Origin of the sequence: Pseudomonas sp. NPDC087817 (genome assembly GCF_044742875.1) — a bacterium.
Lineage (GTDB): Bacteria > Pseudomonadota > Gammaproteobacteria > Pseudomonadales > Pseudomonadaceae > Aquipseudomonas.
Genome location: NZ_JBIUVJ010000030.1, coordinates 45295 through 61854 on the forward strand (window position 1 = coordinate 45295; position 16560 = coordinate 61854).

Sequence of the window (16560 nt, forward strand, 5' to 3'; positions counted from 1 at the left end):
TCAGCTGGCATGCCACCACGCTCAAGACCGAGCTGATTGCCGGTCTGACAACCTTCATCACCATGGCCTACATCATCTTCGTCAACCCGAACATCATGGCCGATGCCGGGATTGACCACGGTGCGGCCTTCGTCGCCACCTGTATCGCCGCCGCGCTGGGCTGCCTGTTGATGGGCCTGTACGCCAACTGGCCGGTGGGTCTGGCACCGGGCATGGGCCTCAACGCGTTCTTTACTTACACCGTGGTCGGCACCATGGGCTATAACTGGGAAACCGCGCTCGGTGCGGTGTTCGTTTCCGGTGTGTTGTTCATGATCCTGACCTTCTCGCGGATTCGCGAATGGTTGCTCAACAGTATTCCGGTCAGTCTGCGCTTCGCGATGGGTGCCGGTGTCGGCCTGTTCCTCGGACTGATCGGCCTGAAAACCGCCGGCATTGTCGTCGACAGCCCGGCCACGCTGATCAAACTCGGCTCTCTACGCGAACCCGGCCCACTGCTCGCCGCGATCTGCTTCCTGATGATCGCAATCCTCAGCTACCACAAGGTGTTCGGCGCGATCCTCATCAGCATCATCACCGTGACCCTCGCCGGTTGGGGCCTGGGCATCGTGCATTACGAAGGGATCATGTCGACCCCGCCTAGTCTGGCGCCGACCTTCATGGCCATGAACGTGGCCGGTGTATTCAACGTCAGCATGATCAGCGTGGTGCTGGCCTTCCTCTTTGTGCACATGTTCGACACCGCCGGGACCCTGATGGGCGTGGCCCAGCGCGCCAATCTGGTCAACGCTGACGGCCGTATCGAAAACCTGTCCCGCGCGATGAAAGCCGACAGCGCATCCAGCGTATTCGGCGCGGTGGTGGGCGTTCCGCCAGTAACCAGCTATGTGGAAAGTGCTGCCGGCGTGGCCGCTGGTGGTCGGACTGGTCTTACCGCAGTCACCGTAGGTGTGCTATTTATAGCGGCAATGTTTTTCGCACCGCTGGCCGGCATGATTCCGGCTTACGCCACCGCCGGTGCATTGATCTACGTTGCGATGCTGATGATGGGCGGCATGGCCCATATCGAATGGGATGAAGCCACCGACGCCATTCCGGCCATCGTCACCGCAATCATGATGCCGCTGACCTTCTCGGTCGCCGACGGCATCGCGCTGGGCTTCATTACTTACGTGGCGCTGAAAGCCGGCACCGGTAAGTACAAAGAGATTTCCGTGAGCTTGTGGGTGCTCTGCGCGATCTTCATCGCCAAGTTCATCTTCCTGTAAGCGCTACGCGGTTCCGCTTCAAATCAGCCTCACCCTCGCGGGTGGGGCTTTTGCGCACTTGTAATACCCACAAAAAGAAGGAGCAAAGTGATGAGTCTGGAAACCTGGCTGCTGTTCAGCGGCGCTGCACTGGTGGTGATCCTCATTCCGGGGCCACTGTCATTGCTGATGATCAGCAACAGTCTGAATTACGGTCTGCGTCGTTCATACCCGGCGTTTCTCGGCGGTGTCTTTGCCTCGATCTGTTTGCTCAGCGCCTCCGCGCTGGGTCTGGGCGCCCTGCTCCTCGCCTCGGAAAAACTCTTCAGCGCGCTGAAAATTGTCGGTGCGCTCTATCTGTTCTACCTCGCCTGGCAGAGCTGGCAGCAATCGCGTCAGCCCTCCACAGGCGCTGAAGTGCCGCAAGCAGCGCCGGTACCGCGTTTCCGCGCGCTGTTTGGCCGTGCTTTTGTGCTTGGCGCGAGCAATCCGAAGGACATCCTGTTCTTCGCTGCATTCTTGCCGCAATTCCTTAGCGCCGAACAACCCTTCCTGCCGCAACTGTTGGTGATGATCGCGACCTGGACCGTGCTGGACCTGCTGTGCAAACTCGCCTACGGCCTCGGCGCCCACGGTGCAGCGCGCTATCTGCGCAGCGGTAAAGGCCAGAGCTGGTTCAATCGCATCAGTGCCGGATTGTTCGGGGGAGCGGGAGCCGCTTCTTTGATTAGCAGCCACTGACAAGTTACGGCAAACTTACTGATGATGTTGTTAAATAGCCATTCTGATTGCAGAACAATTGCAGCCAGCATGGCTATTTTTATCACTCCGTACACTTTGGCGAACAGTGGCGCTTGGCGACTACCAGGAACACTTCGAAAAACCTTATTATAAGTCACCAGCGCAGCAAAACTTTGTGCAGTGATATGTTGCCCAAGCCACGAATACAAGCAACAACATCCACTCCTCCGCTTCGCAATACGGTCTCTTACCCGATCGAGACCAATAAACAAAGGCAAAACTCGCAACCTGGCCTTGTCACGACAAGAGAACCCTGAAACTTATTTCACACCTTATTGTTACTTCCACTTACCGATTTATTCTTACAAATGCAATACATCGCAACAACCCGGCGATATACACCAGTCAAAAATCAACAGTAGTATAGCTACGCCACTCAATATATATTTTGCCGAACAAGGATGTTCAAATGGCCACTCTTATACAAGAGCCTGAAATACAGCACGACTCCGTTGTCATTAACGATATTGGCCCTCAGCCTGCCAATGCGCGCACGGAGTCCACTCTCGATCTGAAAACAGCGAGAAATAACGCTACCGATACATCAAGTAAAACCTACACCAGCCAACTGAATCTCAACGACAAGCTTTTCGGGCCACTTGAAATTGGCCAGGTTTCGGTGACTCGGGTAGCTCTCGATGCGCTGGGTGCAAGAATCGACGGCCAGCCCCTGAACGGTGACAACACCTTCTTTCGAGTACCCAAGCGCTCTTTCGTCAATTCTTTGCAATTCAGTTTGACCGACATCGAAACCCATATGAAAGCGGCCAGTGGCAGAGACAGTTATCTGCTGCCAAATCTGCTGTTCGACATCGCCAGTCGGCGACCATTAACGTCTCCGCGCATGATCAGGGAGAATCTTCAAGCCACGGAAGATGCGGCCAGCCTGCGCGGCAAACTCGAGAAGCTGTTGAATGCAGCGCACAAGCTGGATTTGCGTCACGCCTCCTTGCCAAAAAACACCCCGGTCTGGGTTCAGAAGGTAAAAAGCTATTCCGCACTCGGCTCCAGTGTAGGGATTCAGAGCTTCGGGATATTCATGGGCATACGGGGCGTATACGAGGCTATCAAAGCCGATAACGTCCATGAAGCGGTTATCAATGGCACGGGGATAGTAAGCGAAGTCGGCTCCATTGCTGTTGACGTGACCGTTACGCATGAGGCCTCGCGCATGATCAAGGCCGGGCAACATGCTTTCAAGGATTTCGCCAAGACCCGATTCGCCGTCAGGCTGAGCCGGTCCGGAGGTCTGATCGGGGGAGCGCTGACGTTGCCGTTCGATATCTTCACGGCGATCAGATCCTTCACCGCAGCTGAAAACACCACTGGCAAGCAAGCCCTGGATCACTACGTCAGTGGTGCTCTGAGCATCACCAGTGCCGCCATGACCGTGATCCTTGGCGCCGCAGCAATGGCCGGTTTCTCCTCCGCTGGCCCGGTGGGTCTCATAGCGGGGGTCATGCTGGCAATCGGGTCTCAGGTGTATGGCGCGGTACGTGCGGTGGATGACATCGATGATTACATCGAACTCTCCATTGCCGAGCGTTGGGAGACCGGATTTCTCGCGTTCTGCCTGCAAGGACCAGCGACCGACGTTCAGAATCGGTTTCTGCTCGCCAAAGCCAAAATCGATCACGGCAAGCAATTGAAGGAAACGGCGAAAAAATTGCTGGAGGGGCAATTGAAGGACACCACCGAGGCCATTGTAAATGGCAGCTTCGATGTGGAACTGGAGACAACACCCATCCAGAAGCAGAATTGGTGGACCAAGGAATGGCACTGGGACAGCGTTTCTTCACCAAAGATAAAAGACGGAAACGACACCATTGACGCCCGCGAAGGCGTAACGGACAAGACCCCCGGCGCAGAAATAGGCACTGCGGGAGAAAACAAAGGTGTCGTCTGGTTCATGGGCGGCGGTGATGACGCCATACAAGGGGTAGAAAAAAAACCGAACGCTTTCTATTTCAATGCGGGGAAAAAACAACTGACCGGCGGCGAGAAGGACGACCACTTCGTATTCCAGGGTGCAGTTGTCAGCGATCCGGAAGATGAACTGGCTGATCGCTGGACATTACGTGGTGGTGCGGGCAACGATTCGCTGATCCTGGGCAAGGTTGAACAGAAAAACCGTCATTGGTACAAACCTGTGGCCCGCTACAACATTGATTTAGCCGCCGGCACGATCGAGGCACTCGTTTTGGATCGAGCCACCGGAAAAGAGTTGAAGCGTAGTGCGCACAGTACCCTCGAGAGCATCGAGAATGTCGAAACCGTCGCCGGTACATCCAGCACAGTGACCGGGACCGATGAGCGCAATGTCATCAAGGCGCGAGGCAACGACATCATCCGGGCGGGGGCTGGCAACGATCAGATTCATTTGCTGCAAGCGGGTGCGTCAGCCTGGGGTGGAGCCGGCGTGGATGAATATTTTATTGACAAGGTACCGGGCACACTTTCTATCTTCGAAGACGGAGAAGAGGACAGTGTGATTGTGCTGAATTTCAGAATGGAGTTGATCGACCACTTTATCGTGATGGAGGACGGCTCACTGATATTGATGCTAAACGCTGACAGCCATGAGAAAACCAAGTTAGTCATTGCGAACGTCTACGAACAAAAAGACGGCGAACTTCGTATAAAAAACAAAAAAATAACTTTTTTTACCAAGGACCAATTCTACCTCGCGCCTGACTTTCCTGAGTCGGTACACAGACTTGGATATGTGACTCTGGAAGCGACTATCTTAAAGCATGGCACTCCTTTACAACCGATCTTCCTCTATTCCGGCGTTTGCAAAATCAAACACAAAAACTATGCGACTTATTACATCCCGCGCAATGACCACCCTGTTTTCTTTGAATCAATCAAACGCACAGAGGAAAGTATAAAAATCTATCTGGACTACGCCAGCAACGAAATTACCAACGTAGAGCTCGCTTGCGGAATGGGGGTCAAGACCAACTGCCTTCATGGCTTGACCAATCTGACCTATCACTTCGGCGAAAAAAAGCTGACGTTCTCTACGTTTTCGAGTTTTGACGTTGCATTGTACGGCACCGACAAGATGGAACGCTTCCTCGAAGTACTTGCCGAGGGCGTCCAGCAGAAGTACGTGCTCGTATTCAATGATGGCTTGATGATCAGTCCCCGAATCACAAAAATCATACCGCCCACTAAGGATGACTACTCTACGGACGGCTATGCGCGATGGAAAACCCTGCAACCTTTCCCGTCTAACTACCGTGCGAGCTGGCCGCCTCTCGATCTGCCCGAAAACGAGGCTTACACATTAAGTTCCCGGGGTGCCTGCATCAATTTTTCCCCCCTTTCCGAGCAAACCGCGTTGGAATGTCTGGAAGGTCAAGGCGGGACCTACATTCTTCACCTCGCTGCCAACATGAACCTCAAAATCGCGACACCAGGTGGTTTGGCCAGTGCGAGTGTCAGATTGCCGCATTCGTCCACCTGGGAACTGGATGCCACAGCGTTGGGCAATGTCGAGATCAAACTTGAAAACAACAAACTCCATATCGGCACTTGCACAATCCATCTTCCGGAATACGGCAGTGAAGACATCATCGACACCGTGCATGTCATTGTCGAAAACGGGATCATTAAAACGGTCGACCTGTCATTCGACCTGATTACCATCACAGGCGTCGACGCTCGATACTTCGTTGAACCACCAGGACCTTCCGTGGCGCTCTCGGGAGTTTATTCTCAAGTGGCGGAACTGGAACTGCCGGTGAGAAATGCCACCCTCAAAAATTACCCGACCTTTGAAATGAGCTACAGCTTTCCAAAACGTCGTTGGGCCACCAAGCCCTATATAACCAACATCATTAACAGATCACATCTCGATATTTCCGGCCGGTGTAATCATCAGCTACCCAAACCACAACTGACACCGCTTCAAGAATCAATAATCGCCTTTGATTCGGTGCCTGTCTCTTAACCCGCTCGACTTACAACTGTGTAAATCCAGCGCACTCTGACAAACCAACAGCTTTTCAACTTTCCCAGCCCCGACCCTGTCGGGGCTGCACTCAAGTGCGCGTCAAAAATGTGATGAAACGTTCATCAAATGGAGTATCCGTTCATGGCCAAATCGCCCAAAAAAATTCCGAAATCTTCCGCAGGCGACGCGTCGACGCCCACCACCCGAACTGGCGTTGATCTTCCCTCCGGTCACCGATTCCCGGATCTGCATCTGCCTGACGGTGACCCGACACCAGGCCATTCAGCGCGTCAGTCACAAATCCCGGTGGTTGAACAGCCTAACGTTATCGTGAGCAATCTGCCCGGTCACAGCATTGATACCTATGGATTCGCCCGCAGTGAAATTGCCTGGCCACAAAGTCGCTACAACGAATTGGTCGCTCTGGGAGCAGATACCGGACTGTTCAGAGGACCAGACCTGCGCACCTATGCGGAAATAGGCAACGAAGGCCGCTTTCTGGTTGAGCTCAATGAACGCGGTGTTTACCACGTGCCCCTGTCCTTTGCACCCGGAGTGCCCGGCCCGATTTTGACCAAAGTTGAAGGTCAGCCACGCTGGCGCATCGAGCGGCCGGGCTGGCAATCGTCGCCGACAGCAGCGGTTTCCATAACGCCAAAACCGCCGACCTACTTAGCCCCTCATTTGGCAGCGGCATTGACCAAAGCCGACCTGTCATCCGACGGAGTCCGCTACGACAAGCACAAGAAAACCTATGTCGACACGGCAGACGGCACGGTAATGGTGCGCAAGAACAACGATGGCGCCTACCGCGAGACGTCCGCCAGCGAACTCTCCCCTTCCGGCCCCGAACTTGAAGCCGTTGCCGGAACGAAACTCTGGCGACGCAAGGCCCTGGACACTGCCGAACCCACTCGCACCGCTGACGAACCGACACCTGGCCCGAGCAAGCGTGCACGGCTTGACGACCCGCAAGAACCTGAGGCTCCGACAGCCGCAAACAGCGCCATCATGGCTGAGCAAACGCCTTACTTCTGGTTGCCATGGGGCCATCTGCATCAGCCCACCACTGGCGAATCCATCCAGCTCGGCTGGCTGCACTATTCAATCGTACCTGTCGGGTCCGCACCCCATCGCCTGCCCAAGGTGTACTACTTGCAGCACCCGGAATTTGCGCCCACACACTTCGCTGGCTTTGAGCGGATGCTGCAAACGGCCCCGGAACTCCAGCCGGTCGCCACTTTCCGCATCGGCACCGAGCCGGGAGAAGTTCGCCCCGGCAAGCGCCTTTTCGAGAAGCCGTTGACCCAGTCCGTCGCCGAGACCTTTATCGACTTCTCCGATTTCACGGCAAGAGCCGTCGCCCGCCGACTGTTCGAACTGTCGGATGATTCACCCACCGTCACCGGCACCGGACTGAGCAACATTCAGAATGTCTTGAGTCAATGGAACCAGAAGCCCTTCCCCACAACACCGGCGTTTGCCGACCCGCTGAACATGCTGCCGGTGGCGAACTCCATCGAGGTCTCGGGAAAAAAAGTCATTCCGTTGCACCCGCAGGTCGAAGGCGATTTGCAGCGACTGATGTTTGACCCGCAGCATTTTCCATTCGAGTGGAAGAACTACAAGAAGGAGCCGACCGATCTGAACCTCAGGCGTCTGGTCGGCGCCTTGCTGATTCGCAGCAGCTATGACGTTTTTCCCCTGACCCACGACCATCGCAAGCCGACGCTGGTTTTCAGGCGGAGCAATCATGACGAGGTGTTTTTTCTGAAACTGGGCACGGTCGAGCATATCGGTCTGTCCCATACGCCTGGCAACGAGCTGGCTGATCCGGGTTTATCTGCCCGAATCGGCAGCGAGGCCTATACCGCCCTGAGCACCGCTGCGGTAAAAGGCAAGGTTGTCTGGCTGATTGGCGGGGTGATGAAAGTCGAATCGAACCCGGAGGCGGTCTTTATCCTCAGAGAGCGCTGACAGCCACAGTTGCCCTCGCCGCTCTGTCGGCGAGGGCAGCCTCTGCCTTGGCGCATCAAGGCGTTCACTTCGTAACGACTTGCATCATTTGCCGTCAGTGCAAGACATATATACCGCACGCCACCTCCCCCGATTCCCCAGCATTAGCCCTTTGAAGAACCCGTACTTCACAGGAGCATCGCAATGGCGAAATCGCCCAAGAAAATTCCGCTTTCACCTCAGCCCGATAACACTGCGAACCCCACCCGACCCGTGACCGAGCCACCGGGTGGCAGCCACGGCGATACCGGGCACTCGGTGCCGGCGCTGACCGGCACCGAGCCGACACCCGGGACCTCGACAGGAAGCGGGGCCGACGTACCCGGCCGGCACTCGAGCGTCATCATCAGCCAGATGCCTGAACCCGAACCTCACGTGCCTGCACGGCGGGCGTCTGCAGAGGGCGACCCACGCCTTCCGGACGCCAGCCAGGCGACACCTGCCATCGACTCAGCCATCGGAACGGATCTGCGTCCCGCCACGTTCATCGATCCGGCACTGGCAGCTCTGCTGACCAGTGCCGACAGCTCGGCGGAGGGGATCCGTTACGACAAGCACAAAAAAACCTATGTCGATCTGGAGCACGGCACGGTGATGGTACGCAAACACCCGGATGGCAGTTATCAGCAAACCCATCCCGGCGAATTGAGCCCGACCGGCGAACGGGTCGAACAGATTCCGGGGTCGAAACGCTGGCGCCAGGTAGCGCCGAACCGTTCGCCTGTGGACGCTGATCCGGTGCTCGTCGAGGCGAATGAACCTACGCCAGGTCCCAGCAAACGACCACGTCTGGACGAGCAAACCAGCGCGGCAGAAGAAGCCGGAATACTCGTGGAAAGTCTTCTGTCCCGGCAACCGGATGCACTGGATCTGTCGGCCGGGCAATGGCGCAACTGGGGCAAAAACACCCCTCCGGAATCGGGCGCCTCCATCGAAATAGAGGGTGCGCATTACCCAATCGTGGATCAAGGCATCCATCCCGTTACGGGCCTGGTCTATTTGCAACACCCAGGCTTTGCGCCCGGGCGCTACGACGCGTTTGAACAGATGCTTCGCCTTGAGCCCTCGCGCCAGCCGAAATGGGCGCTACACCGCGATGGCCAATGGAGGGTGCTGGAGAACCATTTCCCGTTTGAAATGCCTCTCAAGCAGTACGTCGCCAATTCGTTCAAATACCTCTCCGATCACTCGCAGAGCAACCTGGCGCGCGCCGTGTTCGACCAGAGTCACCCCTTGGGCACGGTGACCGGGCATGGCCTTTCGGTGATGACCCTGACCTTTCGCCACTGGATGGATCGCATCAACAACGAAGCGCCTATGCGCGGGCTCATGGATCCGCTGCTGATGCTACCGCCCCTGCCTGTTCAGCCGTTCACCATGGTGCCGGGAGGCGTACTTTCTTTGCCCGCGCCCTCTCCCCGTTTTTTGCAGCGAATCGACTTTGACCCGCAACAGTTCCCTCTCGAATGGGGCACCTACGCAGCGGCCCCGACGGGTGCCAGCCTGCGCACGTTATTCAGCACAGTCCTGCGGCAGAACGGTTACGTCATCAATACGACCCCGCGGGCGATGAGCGAAGGCGCCTTGCTGTTTCACCGCGAAGGCGTCGCCGCGATATTCGTCCTGAAACTGCCACGCGTCACTGGCAGCACGATTGCCCGTTACAGCGTGCCCGGCGCGGAAATGTCCAGCCCGGCCTTCCTGGCAAAACTCAGCCACGTGTCCCGACAGACATTGACCACCCATCTGGCGCAGAACCAGATCGTATACCTGGTGGGCGGCACGCAAGAGATCGCCCCGGGCAAACCGACGCTGTTCATGGTGAGAGAGGGATGACCGTAGACCGAGCGTCCACTGCCTCACTCGCCCACTGCGCTGCAGCAGTCCAATTGAAGAGAAAACCTGTATGGCCAAACCACCGAAAAAAATCCCTATCACCTCTGCACCCGACACGTCTGTGGAGGTTACCCGAATCGTTACTCATGAGCCTGCCGGGCATCTTCCGCATACCGGCGGTTCCGACCCGATAGGTTCGATCATTCGCGCCCCTCACTCTGACGCCGGGAATCCTTCGCCAAACGCAAACCAGCAGCCGCCAGGGGTTACCATCAGCAATCTGCCGGAGACTGTCGCCGCGTTGCTGGAAGCCAATATGCGCGCAATCACCTGGCCGGCCAAAAACGCTCACTTGTTGCGCGCAATCAGCAACCCCCGCGGGTTGTACGAAAGCCCGGACGGCGATACCTATGCCCACATCGCCGACGAAGGCTACTTTCGCGTCGACCGTCAAGCCGATGGCCGCTACCGCATGCACTGGCCAGAGGGCCTCGGCGAAGCGGGTCCGCTGCTCACGCAAGTCGAGGGGCAAGCCTACTGGCGCCCCGCGCCATCCGCTCGGCCCGTGCCCGCGGCGGTGAGTGTCGAGACAGCTGCAAATCCGTCACCGCCACGCCCTTTGCCCGCCGATCAGGCGGCCTGGCTGACCAACGCGCAAACCACCTGGGACGGCATGCGCTATGACAAACGCAAAGCCACCTATGTCGACATGGAAGACGGCACAACCTTTATGGTGCGCAAACATCCGGAGGGCGGCTATCAGCAAGCCTCCGCCCATGAGCGCAACTCGCTCGGCGCGCGGGTCGAGCAGATTCCAGGAAGCAAACGCTGGCGAACCCGACCGGACGACGAGCAGTTGCCGGGGCCCAGCAAACGTGCGCGCCTGTCCGCCCCTCAACAACCCACGCTGGCACGTCCGTCGTCCGGCCTTACACCTGATGCACAGCCCTCGACCGGAGCCTGGAGAAGCTGGGGCAAAACCAGCAAACCGGAGTGGAATGACTCTATCGAAATAGACGGCCTGCACTATGTGATCGTGCCGCAGCGGATGCAGGCCGATACGCTGCTCGTCTATCTGGAAAACCCGCTCTTCACCCCTGGCCGATACGACGCCTTCGAGCAAATGTTGCAGACCGACCTGTCTCTGCAACCAAAATGGGCGGTTAAGACCAATGATGCCTGGGCAATCGTGGAGCAACGCCCGTTTGAGGGATCGCTGACCGGGTATGTCGGTAAAACCTTTCTGGATTTGTCGCAGCAGTCGTCGAATGCTATCGCCAGAACCGTGTTCAATCAGGCGAATCAATCCGAAGTCATCAACGGTGATGGCCTGCGCATTCTCTTCGACACGCTGTATCACTGGGAAAACAGAACCACCTCGACCGCACCGAGGCCTGAACTGGCCGACCCATTGTTGCTGCTGCCCATCCTGCCGGCACAGCCCAGCGTCGATCTGCTGGGGCACAACCTTGTGCTCCCGCTGCCGTCCGGCGAAGCCTTCCAGCGACTCGATTTCGATACCAGCCGATTTCACCAGCAATGGCGCGACGCGCTGGACACGCCGGGCGCCAGTTTGCGCGCGATGTTCAGCGACCTCCTCGAACACAGCGGGTATACGGTCGATCGCACCAGCCGCATGTTCAGCGATGACGCGTTGCTCTTCAAACGGGAAAACCTCGACAGCGTATTCGTCCTCAGATTTCGCCCCAGCGCTGCCGACGGCACGCTGTATCGAGCCATGGACCCGGCTTCTGAACTGACCGGCGAAGGCTTCAGGAGCAGGGTCGAGAAATCGAAATGGAGCCAGATGCTCGAGCCCGGCAAGGTCGTCTATCTGGTCGGCGGTACGCAGCCAGTCTCTGCGCAACAGACGTTGCTCTTCATTGTGAGAGAGGGCTGACGTTCAGCGGCAGGCACACCTGTTTCAGGCGCACTGCGACGTGCAGTGCGTAACCCGGACCCATCACGAATATCGAGCGAAAAAGAATGGCCAAAACACCGAAAAAACTCCCTGGCACCGTTTCACCTGACTCGTCCACGCCCCCTGCGCGGCCTGTGACTGAGACGCTTGACGGCACTCACAGAATTGCCGGCAGCACTGACTCCGTCTTTCCCGCAGCAGATCAGCCCTTTGCACGCGCTCGTGAAAGTACAGACGAAAACAACCCGGTCTCGGCGGTTTCCGTAAGCAATAGGCCCGCAACGTCGTGGCCAACGCCGGATAACGCTCGGCGATCGATTACCTGGCCGGCGGATCAAGTGCATCTGTTGCGGGCACTGACGACCGACAGCGATCTGTTCATCAGTCCGGATGGCAAGACGTATGCCTATATCGAAAACGAGGGCCATTTTCTGGTTGAACGCCAACAGGATGGCCGCTATCAAGTGCCTTTCGACTTCACACCGGACTTGCCCGGACCTTTTTTGCATAAGATCAGCGGTCAGTCATCGTGGCGCTTTGAACTGCCGGCCTGGCTTTCGGCGGACTCGCCAGCAAGCCTTTCTCCTGCGGCCATCACCGCGCGCGCATCCGCGAAAACACCCAGCGCTCTCGCGCCTCATCTCGCCGCGCGGCTATCAGACCCGGCGGCGTCAGCGCTGGGCCTCCGCTATGACAAGCACCGCAAAACCTATGTCGATACGGCTGAAGGCACCGTCATGGTCGGCAAAAACGCCGAGGGTGAGTATCAGCAGACTTTTGCCAGCGAACTGAAACCTTCCGGCGAACGGGTTGAACAGATTCCCGGAACAAATCGCTGGCGCCGCAAAGTAGCGGACGCCACAAGCGCCGCCGAGCATACGCCGACGAATAATCGACGACTGGCCGAGGAATCGCAGGCAGACGAGTCAGGCCCAGGCAAGCGCCCGCGTCTCGCCGGCGAAAGCGAGACCTTATCGGATCATCATCCGGATACGTTCAGCGGTGATCGCCCAGCCACATGAATCTCACGAAAATCCAATAGAGAGTCACCCCGCCCCCCGTTCAACAGGCGAAAAAAAGCCCGCAGTGTGAGCGGGCGAAAGACCAAAGAAGCTATATGCGCAGTCGCTTCCCGGTGGGGGCAGCTGCTTGGGGGTCAGCTGCCCCGATACGTGGAATAGCTGTAAGGCGAGATCAGCAATGGCACGTGGTAGTGATCCTGTTCGGCAGAGATGCCGAAACGCAGCACCACCACGTCCAGAAACGCCGGTTCCGGCAGTTGCACGCCACGGGCGCGGTAGTAATCGCCCGCATGGAACTGAACCTGATAAACGCCGGTGCGATAGTCATCACCTTGCAGCAGCGGTGCATCGACCCGGCCATCGCTGTTGGTTACGGCACTGGCGACCAATTCCAGTTGCGAACCTTCAACGCGGTACAGCTCGACCTTGATCGAACTGCCCGGGCAACCGTGTGCAGCGTCCAAAACGTGTGTAGTCAAACGTCCCATTGATTCTGCGCGCCTGGCCGCAAAGAGCAGTCAGACCTCGCGCCTCCCGAAGTCAGATAAAAAGGAGACCGCACCATTTCGAAGCACGAAAAGTTGCGGTGAGCGACTGATTAAGACACTTTTCAAAAAAATTGTACACAATAAAAACGACATTTTTCACATCACCCCCGCCATCCGGGACTTTCCCCGCGTTCTGCCAGCGAAGCGCCTGATCATTGAACCTCCTATCCATTAGCTGACTGGTCAGGCAGGTTTCTTGCAGGCTGACGCCGTTAACAGCAAAAGATGACAGTCGGTGAAAATTGCGAAAATTCAGGCTTACAAATTGAGAATAAAGTTGTATACAATCAGCCCATCGCTGTGACGCCAGCCTGCACACTCACCGCCGGGCCGTTACACAACCTGTCAACGAATAAGAAGGAAGACTGCAGTGAGCGCTGACTACCCACGCGACCTGATCGGTTACGGCAGTAACCCTCCTCACCCACACTGGCCGGGCAATGCGCGCATCGCCCTGTCCTTCGTACTCAATTACGAAGAAGGCGGCGAGCGCAATATTCTGCACGGTGACAAAGAATCCGAAGCCTTCCTGTCCGAGATGGTTGCCGCCCAGCCGCTGCAAGGCGCGCGCAACATGAGCATGGAATCGCTTTACGAGTATGGCAGCCGTGCCGGCGTCTGGCGGATCCTCAAACTGTTCAAGGAATTCGACATTCCGCTGACCATCTTCGCCGTCGCCATGGCCGCCCAGCGCCACCCGGATGTGATCCGCGCGATGGTCGAAGCCGGCCACGAGATCTGCAGCCACGGCTACCGCTGGATCGACTACCAGTACATGGACGAAGCGCAGGAGCGCGAGCACATGCTCGAAGCGATCCGCATCCTCACCGAACTCACCGGCGAGCGCCCGCTGGGCTGGTACACCGGTCGCACCGGTCCGAACACCCGTCGTCTGGTGATGGAAGAAGGTGGTTTTCTCTACGACTGCGACACCTACGACGACGACCTGCCCTACTGGGAACCGAACAACCCGACCGGCAAGCCGCATCTGGTGATCCCGTACACCCTCGACACCAACGACATGCGCTTCACGCAAGTGCAGGGCTTCAACAAGGGTGACGATTTCTTCGAATACCTCAAAGACGCGTTCGACGTGCTCTACGCCGAAGGTGCCGAAGCGCCGAAAATGCTCTCGATCGGTCTGCACTGCCGCCTGATCGGCCGCCCGGGTCGCCTCGCTTCGCTCAAGCGCTTCATCGAATACGCCAAAAGTCATGAACAGGTGTGGTTCAGCCGTCGCGTCGACATCGCGCGCCACTGGCACGAAACCCAGCCGTACCAAGGGGCCGCCAAATGAGCCGCTTTCAAACCCTGCAACCATCGACCCTGAGCCGCGACGCCTTCGTCAAAGCCTTTGCCGACATCTACGAACATTCGCCATGGGTGGCCGAGAAGGCCTACGACCTGGGCGCAGACGCGTCGATCGACGAGATCGAAACCCTGCACCAGCGCATGAGCGACATCCTGTTGAGCGCCGATCACGCCAGTCAACTCGCGTTGATCAACGCTCACCCGGACCTGGCCGGCAAAGCTGCCGTCCAGGGCCAATTGACCGAAGCCAGCACCAATGAACAGGCTGGCGCCGGTATTCACCAATGCACGGCCGAAGAGTTTTCTCGCTTCACCGAGCTGAACGACGCCTACAAAGCCAAGTTCAAGTTTCCCTTCATCATGGCGGTAAAAGGCAGCAACCGGCATCAGATCCTCGCGGCGTTCGAAACGCGCATTCACAATTCGGTCGACACCGAGTTCAAATGCGCGCTGGCGGAGATCAACAAGATCGCCCTGTTCCGTTTACTGACTCTTTAGCAAGCCTGACCCGAGTACATCAAACGCGGAGAGTACCCAGGGTCTTGCAAGCATCCCCAGCCAACTTATTAAAGGCAGACAAGAAGAATGAAAGCTTACGCCGTACCTTTCGAGAAGTTCGTCAACCTGGCCGATGCCCGTCTGGGCACCAAAATCATCTCGGTCACCGATGACTGGTTCGCAGACGCCAATCGTCTGTTTCAGCCAACCCCGGCCGTGTGGAAGGAGGGTGTGTTCGATGACAACGGCAAGTGGATGGACGGCTGGGAATCGCGCCGCAAGCGCTTCGAAGGCTTCGACAGCGCCGTAATCCGCCTGGGCGTTCCGGGCTCGATCAAAGGCGTGGACATCGACACTTCATTCTTCACCGGCAACTTCCCGCCATCGGCGTCTCTGGAAGCGTGCTTCCTGGCCTCGGGCGAGCCTGACGAAAACACCCAGTGGACTGAAGTGCTGTCGGCCGTCGAGCTGCAGGGCAACAGCCACCACTACCACGAAATCAGCAACGACAAGGCCTTCAGCCACCTGCGCTTCAACATCTACCCGGATGGCGGTGTCGCCCGTCTGCGCGTGTACGGCATTCCGTTCCGCGACTGGTCCGCTGTTGGCGACAACGAACAGGTCGATCTGGCAGCAGCCCTCAACGGTGGCCGCGCCCTAGCCTGCTCCGACGAACACTTCGGTCGCATGAGCAACATCCTCAACCCGGGCCGTGGCATCAACATGGGCGACGGCTGGGAAACAGCACGTCGTCGCACGCCAGGCAATGACTGGGTGATCGTCGCGCTGGGCCACCCGGGCGAGATCGAGAAGATCGTCGTCGACACCCTGCACTTCAAGGGCAACTACCCGGACACCTGCTCGATCCAGGGCGCTTTCGTCAAGGGCGGCACCGCCAGCCAGATCGAAACCCAATCGCTGTTCTGGCGCGAACTGCTGCCAAGCCAGAAGCTGGAAATGCACGCCGAACACACCTTCGTCGAGCAGATCAAGGCACTGGGGCCGATCACCCACATCCGTTTGAACGTGTTCCCGGATGGCGGTGTGAGTCGCCTGCGCGTTCTCGGCAAGGTCGCTAAATAAGGTTGAACCCAATCGCTGGCAAGCCAGCTCCCACAGGTTTTGTGAACGCCACAGTCCACTGTGGGAGCGGGCTTGCCCCGGGCGGCGTTCCGACGATGGCGATAGTTCTAACAACACAGAATTCGGATAAGAACAGCATGCGCACACTACAGATTGAACCGCTGACCAAAGAAGCCTTCGCCCCTTTCGGTGACGTGATCGAAACCGACGGCAGCGATCACTTCATGATCAACAACGGTTCGACCATGCGCTTCCACAAACTGGCGACGGTCGAAACCGCGACGCCTGAGGACAACGCGATCATCAGCATCTTCCT

12 protein-coding genes are annotated in these 16560 nt (G+C 57.6%); 11 read left to right on the forward strand and 1 reads right to left on the reverse strand.

Features of this window, described 5'->3' with window-relative positions; translation table 11 throughout:
* The 7 genes from ACIONG_RS18845 to ACIONG_RS18875 all read left to right on the forward strand — a co-directional run.
* Positions 1–1268, forward strand: a 1268-nt coding sequence (locus ACIONG_RS18845; RefSeq protein WP_401301849.1) for an NCS2 family permease, incomplete at its 5' end; no start/stop codon positions are given.
* A gap of 90 nt (positions 1269–1358) precedes the next feature.
* Entirely contained in the window at positions 1359–1988 is a 630-nt protein-coding gene (locus ACIONG_RS18850) for a LysE family translocator (RefSeq protein ID WP_103303793.1), read from the forward strand.
* Between the two features lie 469 nt (positions 1989–2457).
* Positions 2458–6006, forward strand: coding sequence for a calcium-binding protein (locus ACIONG_RS18855; protein ID WP_401301852.1), 3549 nt, complete (start codon positions 2458–2460; stop codon positions 6004–6006).
* 144 nt (positions 6007–6150) lie between these two features.
* Positions 6151–7986 (forward strand): hypothetical protein, encoded by a 1836-nt coding sequence (locus ACIONG_RS18860; RefSeq protein WP_401301855.1) that lies wholly within the window; start codon positions 6151–6153, stop codon positions 7984–7986.
* Positions 7987–8169: 183 nt separating this feature from the next.
* On the forward strand, positions 8170–9861 hold the full coding sequence (locus ACIONG_RS18865; protein ID WP_401301858.1) for a hypothetical protein: 1692 nt from the start codon (positions 8170–8172) through the stop codon (positions 9859–9861).
* Between the two features lie 70 nt (positions 9862–9931).
* Positions 9932–11761 (forward strand): hypothetical protein, encoded by a 1830-nt coding sequence (locus ACIONG_RS18870; protein WP_315448452.1) that lies wholly within the window; start codon positions 9932–9934, stop codon positions 11759–11761.
* 359 nt (positions 11762–12120) lie between these two features.
* Positions 12121–12804 (forward strand): hypothetical protein, encoded by a 684-nt coding sequence (locus ACIONG_RS18875; protein ID WP_401301861.1) that lies wholly within the window; start codon positions 12121–12123, stop codon positions 12802–12804.
* Between the two features lie 134 nt (positions 12805–12938).
* Here the strand turns inward: ACIONG_RS18875 and uraH are convergent, their stop codons facing one another.
* The gene (gene uraH, locus ACIONG_RS18880) at positions 12939–13292 is read right to left on the reverse strand and encodes a hydroxyisourate hydrolase (RefSeq protein ID WP_008080901.1); all 354 of its coding nucleotides are present in this window, start codon (positions 13290–13292) and stop codon (positions 12939–12941) included.
* A gap of 430 nt (positions 13293–13722) precedes the next feature.
* Between uraH and puuE the strand changes: the two genes are divergently transcribed.
* The 4 genes from puuE to ACIONG_RS18900 all read left to right on the forward strand — a co-directional run.
* Complete coding sequence (gene puuE, locus ACIONG_RS18885) at positions 13723–14649, forward strand: allantoinase PuuE (RefSeq protein WP_102359073.1); 927 nt, start codon at positions 13723–13725, stop codon at positions 14647–14649.
* The gene (gene uraD, locus ACIONG_RS18890; RefSeq protein ID WP_103303785.1) at positions 14646–15161 is read left to right on the forward strand and encodes a 2-oxo-4-hydroxy-4-carboxy-5-ureidoimidazoline decarboxylase; all 516 of its coding nucleotides are present in this window, start codon (positions 14646–14648) and stop codon (positions 15159–15161) included. The genes puuE and uraD overlap by 4 nt, the downstream gene beginning before the upstream one ends.
* 87 nt (positions 15162–15248) lie before the next feature.
* Complete coding sequence (alc, locus tag ACIONG_RS18895) at positions 15249–16244, forward strand: allantoicase (protein ID WP_401301866.1); 996 nt, start codon at positions 15249–15251, stop codon at positions 16242–16244.
* Positions 16245–16381: 137 nt separating this feature from the next.
* Positions 16382–16560 (forward strand): ureidoglycolate lyase (locus ACIONG_RS18900; RefSeq protein ID WP_401301875.1); only part of this gene is annotated, 179 nt, incomplete at its 3' end.

Bases quoted from the DNA above. Each gene is read 5' to 3' on its own strand.
- ACIONG_RS18850 (WP_103303793.1), top strand. From the start codon at position 1,359: ATGAGTCTGGAAACCTGGCTGCTGTTCAGCGGCGCTGCACTGGTGGTG.
- ACIONG_RS18855 (WP_401301852.1), top strand. From the start codon at position 2,458: ATGGCCACTCTTATACAAGAGCCTGAAATACAGCACGACTCCGTTGTC.
- ACIONG_RS18860 (WP_401301855.1), top strand. From the start codon at position 6,151: ATGGCCAAATCGCCCAAAAAAATTCCGAAATCTTCCGCAGGCGACGCG.
- ACIONG_RS18865 (WP_401301858.1), top strand. From the start codon at position 8,170: ATGGCGAAATCGCCCAAGAAAATTCCGCTTTCACCTCAGCCCGATAAC.
- ACIONG_RS18870 (WP_315448452.1), top strand. From the start codon at position 9,932: ATGGCCAAACCACCGAAAAAAATCCCTATCACCTCTGCACCCGACACG.
- uraH (WP_008080901.1), bottom strand. From the start codon at position 13,292: ATGGGACGTTTGACTACACACGTTTTGGACGCTGCACACGGTTGCCCG.
- uraD (WP_103303785.1), top strand. From the start codon at position 14,646: ATGAGCCGCTTTCAAACCCTGCAACCATCGACCCTGAGCCGCGACGCC.
- alc (WP_401301866.1), top strand. From the start codon at position 15,249: ATGAAAGCTTACGCCGTACCTTTCGAGAAGTTCGTCAACCTGGCCGAT.